General features: G+C 51.7%; 9 protein-coding genes. 4 read left to right on the forward strand and 5 right to left on the reverse strand.

What is annotated here, in order from left to right; translation table 11 throughout:
• The coding region (locus tag K2G43_RS11970) for a GNAT family N-acetyltransferase (RefSeq protein WP_300155505.1) at positions 1 to 1,513 on the forward strand (1,513 nt) is incomplete at its 5' end.
• Positions 1,514 to 1,587: 74 nt separating this feature from the next.
• Here K2G43_RS11970 and nfo read toward each other — a convergent pair.
• On the reverse strand, positions 1,588 to 2,418 hold the full coding sequence (gene nfo / locus K2G43_RS11975) for a deoxyribonuclease IV (protein WP_300155508.1): 831 nt from the start codon (positions 2,416 to 2,418) through the stop codon (positions 1,588 to 1,590).
• 85 nt (positions 2,419 to 2,503) lie between these two features.
• On the opposite strand from nfo, the gene K2G43_RS11980 reads away from it, so the two are divergent.
• Positions 2,504 to 2,953 (forward strand): GNAT family N-acetyltransferase, encoded by a 450-nt coding sequence (locus tag K2G43_RS11980; RefSeq protein WP_300155511.1) that lies wholly within the window; start codon positions 2,504 to 2,506, stop codon positions 2,951 to 2,953.
• A gap of 159 nt (positions 2,954 to 3,112) precedes the next feature.
• Here K2G43_RS11980 and K2G43_RS11985 read toward each other — a convergent pair whose 3' ends face one another.
• Positions 3,113 to 3,577, reverse strand: a complete 465-nt coding sequence (locus K2G43_RS11985) for a MaoC family dehydratase (RefSeq protein ID WP_300155515.1) — start codon at positions 3,575 to 3,577, stop codon at positions 3,113 to 3,115.
• 365 nt (positions 3,578 to 3,942) lie between these two features.
• Here K2G43_RS11985 and K2G43_RS11990 point away from each other — a divergent pair, with 365 nt between their 5' ends.
• Both K2G43_RS11990 and K2G43_RS11995 read left to right on the forward strand, forming a co-directional pair.
• Positions 3,943 to 5,499 carry an ATP-binding protein gene (locus K2G43_RS11990; protein WP_297643375.1) on the forward strand — a complete coding sequence of 519 codons (1,557 nt, stop codon included), beginning with the start codon at positions 3,943 to 3,945 and terminating at the stop codon, positions 5,497 to 5,499.
• Between the two features lie 12 nt (positions 5,500 to 5,511).
• The gene (locus K2G43_RS11995) at positions 5,512 to 6,492 is read left to right on the forward strand and encodes a lytic transglycosylase domain-containing protein (RefSeq protein ID WP_297643377.1); all 981 of its coding nucleotides are present in this window, start codon (positions 5,512 to 5,514) and stop codon (positions 6,490 to 6,492) included.
• 9 nt (positions 6,493 to 6,501) lie between these two features.
• Here K2G43_RS11995 and K2G43_RS12000 read toward each other — a convergent pair whose 3' ends face one another.
• The 3 genes from K2G43_RS12000 to K2G43_RS12010 all read right to left on the reverse strand — a co-directional run bounded on the left by K2G43_RS12000 (position 6,502) and on the right by K2G43_RS12010 (position 8,803).
• A complete protein-coding gene (locus tag K2G43_RS12000) occupies positions 6,502 to 7,272 on the reverse strand; it encodes a TIGR03915 family putative DNA repair protein (RefSeq protein ID WP_297643379.1) in 771 nt (256 codons plus the stop codon).
• Positions 7,269 to 8,534: a putative DNA modification/repair radical SAM protein gene (locus K2G43_RS12005; RefSeq protein ID WP_300155523.1), complete on the reverse strand. Its 1,266-nt coding sequence runs from the start codon at positions 8,532 to 8,534 to the stop codon at positions 7,269 to 7,271. Before K2G43_RS12005 ends, K2G43_RS12000 begins: the two co-directional genes overlap by 4 nt.
• A gap of 92 nt (positions 8,535 to 8,626) precedes the next feature.
• Positions 8,627 to 8,803 (reverse strand): histone H1, encoded by a 177-nt coding sequence (locus K2G43_RS12010; protein WP_300155520.1) that lies wholly within the window; start codon positions 8,801 to 8,803, stop codon positions 8,627 to 8,629.
• Positions 8,804 to 8,867: the final 64 nt, after the last annotated feature.

An 8,867-nucleotide genomic window follows, 5' to 3' on the forward strand; every position in this document is an offset into this window, starting at 1 on the left:
GAAAGAGAAGACCGACGACCTGCGCCACCGAATAGCCACCCACGAAGACGGCATGCAACAACTGAAGACGGAACGGAAACGACGCTCCGCCGCCCTGCAGCAGAAACTGTTCGAACAGTTCCGAATGCTGAACTGTCGGGGAGAAGTGAAAACGCTTTGCGAGATATTTGAGCAAACCGTACACAAGACACCACCTGCCGGAGCCGGCGAGTGTGCCGCCCCCAAACTGCTGCAACAAGCCTACCTCCATCGTTGGAAACCGATGGCGATGGCCGAATTCTGGTGGGGCGCCTCCCCGAAAACAGAGATACGCCACCACGGCCATTACTATCCGGCCTGCAAAGGAAAGTGCGAGCCCATCCTGCGACACATGCTGCAAGGACTGAACGTAGAAGAGAACCCGATGCTGCGCCGCCTGCAGACGGCGCCTCCCGATTTGGAGACCGTATATGAAGACCGATGGCTATCGGTAGTGAACAAGCCGGCAGGCATGCTCTCCGTGCCCGGCAAGGAAGAAGAGGCCGTTTCCGTTTACAGCCTGATGCGCCAACGATATCCCGATGCGGAAGGCCCCTTGATTGTGCACCGGCTCGACATGGCCACCTCCGGCTTGCTGCTTATCGCCAAGACCAAACAAGTGCACCGGGCCCTACAGGCGCAATTCGAGAACCGGAGCATCAAGAAGCGATACATCGCCCGGCTCGACGGCATCATCCCACAAGAGCAAGGAACCATCGAACTGCCCCTTCGCCCGGACATCCTCGACCGCCCCCGCCAGTTGGTGGACATGAATCGCGGAAAGACAGCCATCACCGATTACGAAGTGCTGGAACGAGAGGGAAACACCACCCGCATCGCCCTATACCCACGCACCGGACGCACCCACCAGCTACGGGTGCATGCCGCCCATCCGTCGGGGCTGCATTGCCCCATCAAGGGCGATGAGCTGTATGGCAAGAAGTCGGACAGGCTGTATCTGCATGCCGAGACCATCGAATTCACGCATCCCGTATCGGGTGAGACAATCAGGCTGACGCGCAAAGCCGAATTCATCACCCGCCCCACTCCGCAAGACTACGACGAACTTATCGCGCTATGGGAAGCCTCCGTCCGGAGCAGCCACCACTTCCTGACGGAAGAGGATATCCGCTTCTTCAGACCGCTGATACGCGAGCAATACTTGCAAGCAGTGGCGCTCTATGTCATTCGCAACCGGGAGGAAAAGATAGCCGCCTTTATGGGGCTGAGCGACGAGCTGGTCGAAATGCTGTTCGTGCATCCCGACGCACAAGGCAAAGGATATGGAAAACGGCTGATGGAATATGCCTTCTATGAAAAGGGCATCTGCAAAGTAGATGTCAACGAGCAGAACGAACAGGCACGCCGCTTCTACCGGCACCTGGGCTTCCAGGTCGTGGGGCGCGACGAAACCGACGCGACCGGAAAGCCTTACCCGATACTGCATCTGCAACGGGCACCACGTCTTGTTTCCGAAGGCGACCCGCTTTTATAGCCAGACAGAATTGAATGGCGGCACATCGGTTTCCTGAATCCCGCCATTCAATTCCGTCTGACTATATCGAAGTATCAGAAGCTTCTCAGCAACTTGATTTCCTCCGCCCACAGCGTGTCATCAGGCGTTTCGAGCACAATGGGCATATCGTCGAAACGCCCGTCTTGCATGAAGCGCTTGAAGAAATCAAGGCCTATCAGCCCCTTGCCGATGCTGTCGTGACGGTCCACCCGGCTGCCCAACGCCTTCTTCGAATCGTTCAGGTGGATGGCACGCAGATAATCGAAACCTACCACGGAATCGAACTCCTCAAACACCCGGTCATACGCATTCACGAGGTCGTAACCTGCCGTATAGGTGTGGCAGGTATCCAGGCAGACCCCCACGCGCGACTTGTCCTCCACGCGGTCGATGATGTGCCTCAACTGCCAGAACTCGTAGCCCACGTTGCTTCCCTGTCCGGCCGTATTCTCAATGACGGCCGTCACTCCCTGCGTCTTATCCAACGCCAGATTGATGGATTCGGCCACCCTGTCCAGACACTCTTCCATGGAAATCTTGTTCAGATGGCTGCCCGGATGGAAGTTCAGCAACTTCAACCCCAACTGTTCGCAACGCTGCATCTCATCCAGAAAAGCGACACGGCTCTTCTGCAACCCTTCTTCTTCGGGATGCCCCAGATTAATCAGATAGCTGTCGTGGGGAAGGATGTAACGGGCATCAAGGCCCAAGCTTTCACAGTTCTCTTTAAACTGGCTGATACTCTTCTCCGTCAGAGGCTTCGACACCCACTGACGCTGGTTCTTCGTAAACAGGGCAAAAGCATTCGCCCCTATTTCATTCGCATGGACGGGAGCCGATTCCACTCCGCCGCTTGCCGATACATGTGCACCTATATACTTCATAAATGTCTGATTTTGGCAGACAAAGTTAGAACAATTTCGGCAAAACAGAAGAAAATGACTAACTTTACACACAAAATTCAGAAGTATGATAGAAATACGCCCCATATCCGGCCACAAGAAGCAATACCTCGACCTGCTATTGCTTGCCGACGAACAAGAAAGCATGATAGACCACTATCTGGAGCGAGGAGAGATGTTCGTCCTGTCCGACAACGATGAAGTGAAAGGTTCTTGTGTAGTCACTCGCGAAGGCGAGGGAGTGTATGAAATAAAAAACCTGGCTGTGGAACCGAAATATCAGCGTCAAGGATATGGAAGGCGGCTGATGGCGTTCATCGCCGAACATTACAAAGGCCGATGCCACACCCTGCTTGTCGGCACGGGAGATAGTCCGCTGACTCTTCCCTTCTATGTGCGCTGCGGATTCACCTATTCGCACCGGATACCCGATTTCTTTACCGACCATTACGACCATCCCATCTTTGAGGGAGGCCGGCAATTGAAGGATATGGTCTATCTGAAGAAAAGTTTATAGAAGATGTGACAAAAAAGAAAAGGATAATGAAATGATAGATATTAGACACGGATTTCACGGATTTGCACGGACTCTTTAAGAAGAAAACCGTGCAAATCTGTGTAATTCCGTGCCTAAAAGAAAGTGAGATACATGTTTTGACACATTTTCTTCTTTCTGTCAATCAAAGTAATACAAGAACACAGCCACCCCTTCGAGCGCCTTTTTCTTCTCACCTTGTATCTCGATGGCAAACTTGATTTCCGCCTTTGCCACCCCACGCAGATTTGCCAGCGACTGCATGTGAGCCACCAGACGGATGCTCTGACCGGAAAGCACGGCCTGCCCGAACTTCATCTTCTCCATGCCGTAGTTTATCATCATCTTCAGGTTGTTCACCTCGATAATCTGGTTCCACAGATGCGGCAACATGGAGAGGGTGAGATACCCGTGCGCGATGGTGCTTTTGAAGGGGCTTTCCACTTTGGCACGTTCCGTATCGACGTGTATCCATTGATGGTCCAACGTGGCATCGGCAAACAAGTTGATGCGCTCCTGCGTAAGTTCCACATAGTCTGAAACACCGATTTGCTGACCTACCAGTTTCTCAAAATCCTCATACGAATTGATTATTACTTTTTCCATTGCTTTCTTTTTTTATATGATGAATAAATTGCAACAAAGATACGCCTTATTCCGGCAAGAACAAAAAATCGGCTTTTTTTTCCTGTTCCGCCTCACACGGCTCTTTCATTTAAGGGAGTTATAGGAGTTATCTTTTCGCTTCGCCTCATTAGGAGTTAAAGCCGATACGCTCGTGCAGGATGCCGTTACGAAAGTATTGGCCTTAACTCCTAAGCCGGCTTGCCGGCTGATAACTCCTTTTAACTCCTCTAACTCCCTTAAATGAAAAGCCGTGAATTGTTTGTCGTTTTCTTTATAAATCTTTGTGTATTGACAGGTAAAATCCGTATCTTTGTCTTCATAACCATTGATTCTCTCTACAAATTATGTTAGAAGACTATAGACGATATCCGATGGGCATACAGAATTTCGAGCAGTTGCGCACGCTCGATTGTGTGTATGTGGACAAGACAGAGCTGGTTTACAGGCTGACCCATACCGACCGCTTCTATTTCCTCAGCCGGCCGCGCCGCTTTGGCAAGAGCCTGCTGGTCTCCACACTGGAGGCATACTTTCAGGGAAAGAAAGAACTCTTCCGGGGATTGGCTATGGAGCGATTGGAACAGGAATGGGAAACCTATCCGGTGCTGCACATTGATTTCAGCCTGACGAAATATACGGAATTGCAAGACCTGACGGGACAGCTGAACCTTTTCCTGCAACGTTGGGAGGAGATTTACGGAAAGAATGAAGCGGAGAAGAGTGCCTCCGAACGTTTTCAGGGCATCATCCTGCGGGCTTACCGGCAGACCGGAAAACAGGTCGTGGTGCTGATAGACGAGTATGACGCCCCTCTGCTTGACAACAATTCGGACAGCGCGCTGCAACAACAGCTTCGCAACGAGATGCGCAAGTTCTTCAGCCCGCTCAAGGGGTTGGGGTTATATCTCCGATTCCTGTTCCTCACGGGCATCAGCAAGTTCAGCCAGTTGAGCATCTTCAGTGAGCTGAACAACTTGCAGAACATCAGCATGCGCGATGACTTCAGCGCCCTTTGCGGCATCACGGAACAGGAGCTGCTGACGCAACTGCAACCGGACATCGAACGCATGGCGAAAGCCAACGGTGAGACTTACGAGGAGGCTTGTGCCCACTTAAAGCGTCAGTATGATGGGTATCATTTCAGTGGAAACTGCCCGGATATTTACAATCCATACAGCCTGTTCAATGCTTTCAATTTTCAGCAGTACAAGAACTTCTGGTTCTCTACGGGCACGCCCACTTTCCTGATAGACATCCTTCGTGAAGCGGACTTCGACGTACGTAGCCTGGACGGCATCGAGGCCATTGACGAACAGTTTGACGCGCCTACCGAACGCATCACCAGTCCGATCCCCGTCCTTTACCAGAGCGGCTATCTGACCATCAAGAAGTACGACCCGGAGTTTCGGATTTATACGCTGGCCTATCCCAACAGCGAGGTCCGCTACGGATTCACGGAGTCCCTGCTTCCTGCCTACGTGCACCTGCCCGGCGAGAAGCACACGTTCTATGTGGTCTCTTTCATCCGCGACCTTCGCAAGGGCGACATTGAGAGTTGCTTGGAACGTACCCGCTCTTTCTTCGCCTCCATTCCCCATGACTTGGAGAACAAGACCGAGAAGCACTACCAGACCATCTTCTACCTGCTCTTCCGCCTGATGGGGCAGTATGTGGAGACGGAAGTGAAGAGTGCTGTAGGCCGTGCGGACGCCGTGGTGAGGCTGCAAGATGCCGTTTACGTGTTCGAGTTCAAGTTCGACGGCACTCCCGAAGAGGCGCTTGCACAGATAAAAAGCAAACAATATACCATTCCTTATGAGGCAGAGGGCCGGAAGATAGTCAAGGTAGGCGTGAACTTCGACAGCACCACCCGTACGATAGGAGAATGGAAAATAGAATAAACAGAAACATTTATGAAAAGAAAATCAAAATACATCGCACTGACGGCTGCCCTCGCATTCTGCGCAGGCACCAGCCTTCCTTTCCTGACAAGCAGCAGTACGCTGAATCCCGAACGTGATTCCGTCAAATCCGAGGTTCCCTATTGCGTAACCTCCCCCAACGTACCCGGCAAGGTTACGTTTGCCGGACAGGAAATCGACCTGCAGCGTTATGACCACCGTGAGCGCATGGACCGCGAACTGATGGCATTCACTTATATGCACTCCACCACCATGCTCATGGTGAAGCGTGCCAACCGCTACTTCCCCGTCATCGAACCGATATTGAAAGCCAACGGCCTGCCCGATGACTTCAAATATCTTGCCGTGATAGAGAGCAGCCTCAACCCGCTTGCCAAATCGCCCGCAGGTGCCGCCGGCTTATGGCAGTTCATGCCCGCCACCGGACGCGAACACGGACTGGAAGTAAACAACAACATCGACGAACGATACCACATCGAGAAGGAGACGAAAGCCGCCTGCAAATACTTGAAGGACGCATACGCCAAGTATGGCAACTGGCTGTGTGTGGCAGCCTCCTACAACGCCGGACAAGGACGCATCTCCACACAGTTGCAAAAGCAAATGGTGAACCAAGCCGTTGATTTATGGCTGGTAGAAGAGACCTCGCGCTACATGTTCCGCCTGCTGGCAGCCAAAGCTGTCATCAGCAACCCGCAACAATATGGCTTTCTGCTGAAACGGGAGCACCTCTATCCCCCCATCCCCTATACCGAAGTGACCGTCACAACAGGTATCGACAACCTGGCCCAATTCGCCAAAGACAAGGGCATCACCTACGCCCAGTTGAAAGATGCCAACCCGTGGCTGCGCGACTTCTCGCTGATGAACAAAAGCGGACGGACATACGTACTGAAGATACCTACACAAGCAGGCATGCACTACAACCCTAAAAAGACAGTGCCTTATAATAAGAACTGGGTAATTGATTGATAAAAGGAGTTATTGTTTCTCCGTCAGATACTTCCAATAGCGCACGGGCATATCCTGCCTGTGCTTTTTGGGGTTAAGCCGCTCCTTGATGCAAATGGACTTGAAATAAGCCTTCCATAGAGATTGGAATAGCTTTTCGTCCTTATCCATCAGGCTCTCGTCCATCATTCCGGTGACGAGATGTTCCGCGCGATTGTCCTCCTCAAAAGTCACCTCACGCACTTCCTTCAAATCGTAGTAATAACCGTATGCACGCTTGATGTCGTAAATCAACCAGCGCTGGTCGGCGAAACGGTCCTTAAAGTGTCCGATTACCAAGGGGAGGGCATTCTTCTCCGGTTCAACAGCGGCAAAGAACGTGCCGTCCGCCGCTTTCTGAAAACGGATGAACTGAAGCAGACGCAGGCGCTCCCAATCCACCCGCTTCCACATACGGGAAAACGCCAGCACATCAGGGTCGGCAAAGTTCGTCTCGATGGAACGAGGGGCATCTATCACCTTGCGGATATAACGGAACAGCAGCATAGGAGTTTCCGGCTCCTCTGCCAGCCAGCATTGGGCAAGACAGGCAAGAGCCGTAGAAGAGAGCTTCTTCTGCAATCCGCGCCACACGCGCCCGGACTTCTCTTCATCCGTCAGCACCGTAAACACTTCGTCGTAAAACAACGGCAGAGGCTCTTCCTCCGGCAGCAATACATCGGGAAAGGTGCGGCGGGAATAGGCCTCGAAGACAGCGGTCAGCAATCCGCCAAAAGTTGCATCATACAAAAAGATATTCATTCCTCAAAATCAAGCGTTAATTGTCTATCGTCCACCCGCTTCTTGTTGGGCTTAAGCAACAGGCTACGCACCCCTTGCGGAGTCAGTTCGTTGACCGTACGCATCGTCGGCAACTCACAGCAGGTAATGAAGTATTGCGCCTTTTTCATCACCACCCCCATCTTCTTCAACTGATAGAAGCCTATCTTTGAGAAACGTCGGGAAGCCACAATCAGCCGTGCCGACTTCACCCCTACGCCCGGCACACGAAGCAGCATCTCATACTCCGCCTTGTTCACATCAACCGGGAATTGTTCGGGATGGCGCAACGCCCACGAAAGTTTGGGATCAACTTCCAAATCGAGGTCGGGATAGGCATCGTCCACAATCTCCTCGACCTTGAACTGATAAAAGCGCATCAGCCAATCTGCCTGATAGAGACGGTTCTCGCGCACCAGAGGCGGCTGTTTCAGGGCAGGCAGGCGTTTGTCGTAAGTGTTGACAGAGATATAACCGGAATAATAGACACGCCGCATCGTAGGGCCTTTGTAAAGGGCGGAAGAAAGATAAAGAATGTCCTTGTCCGTTTCGGCAGTCGCACCCACTATCATCTGCGTGCTCTGTCCGGCAGGAGCGAAACGGGGCGCATGGCGATGCTTCTTCCGCTCTTCCGAACTCTCCAATACCCCCTGTTGGATGTAGCGCATCGGCGCATAGACGCTCTTATGGTCCTTTTCGGGAGCAAGCAGTTTCAAGTTCTCTTCCTTCGGAATCTCTACATTGACACTGAGGCGGTCGGCGTAGAGTCCTGCCTCGTTCACCAGCTCGCGGCTGGCACCGGGGATACTCTTCAGATGAATGTAGCCGTTGAAACGGTGGATAGTACGGAGGTCTTTGGCAACGCGCACCAGGCGTTCCATTGTATAATCGGGGTTCCGGACCACCCCGCTGCTCAAAAACAGCCCTTCGATGTAGTTCCTGCGATAGAACTCCATCGTAAGACCGACCAGTTCGGAAACAGAGAACGTGGCGCGTGGCAAATCATTCGAACGGCGGTTGATGCAATAGGCACAATCGTAGATGCAGTAATTGGTGAGCATCACCTTGAGCAAGGAGATGCAACGGCCGTCTTCGGCAAAGCTATGGCAAATGCCCCACCCGCCCACGGTGTTACCCAGCATGCCGGCCTTACCGGAACGCACCGTACCGCTGGAGGAACAGGAAACGTCATACTTTGCCGACTCCGCCAGTATCTTCAGTTTGTTGAGTACGCTTTCATTCATAATGCCGCCGCTAAAAATAGCCATAAAACTTTTCTGAAACAAAAAAAGACCACCTGTTATGGCAGTCCTTTTACAGCATAAAAAATGCTCCTTTACTTCTTAGCGGCTTCCAAAGATGCTTTACGGAATTCCTTCATGGCTTTTTCAATTTCCAAAGAAGCTTTACGAGCACGTATTCCTGCAGCTTTGTTACCATTTTCCAATTGTGCGTTTGCATCTTTTGAGAAATCTGCATACAATGCAGCTACTTTTTCAACTAATTCTTTCATAATCCTATTTAATTACTTCGTTAATATTATCTGGCAAAAATACATTCTTTCTTGAAATTAATGC

This window comes from Bacteroides sp., from assembly GCF_029057325.1.
Taxonomy (GTDB): Bacteria; Bacteroidota; Bacteroidia; order Bacteroidales; family Bacteroidaceae; genus Bacteroides.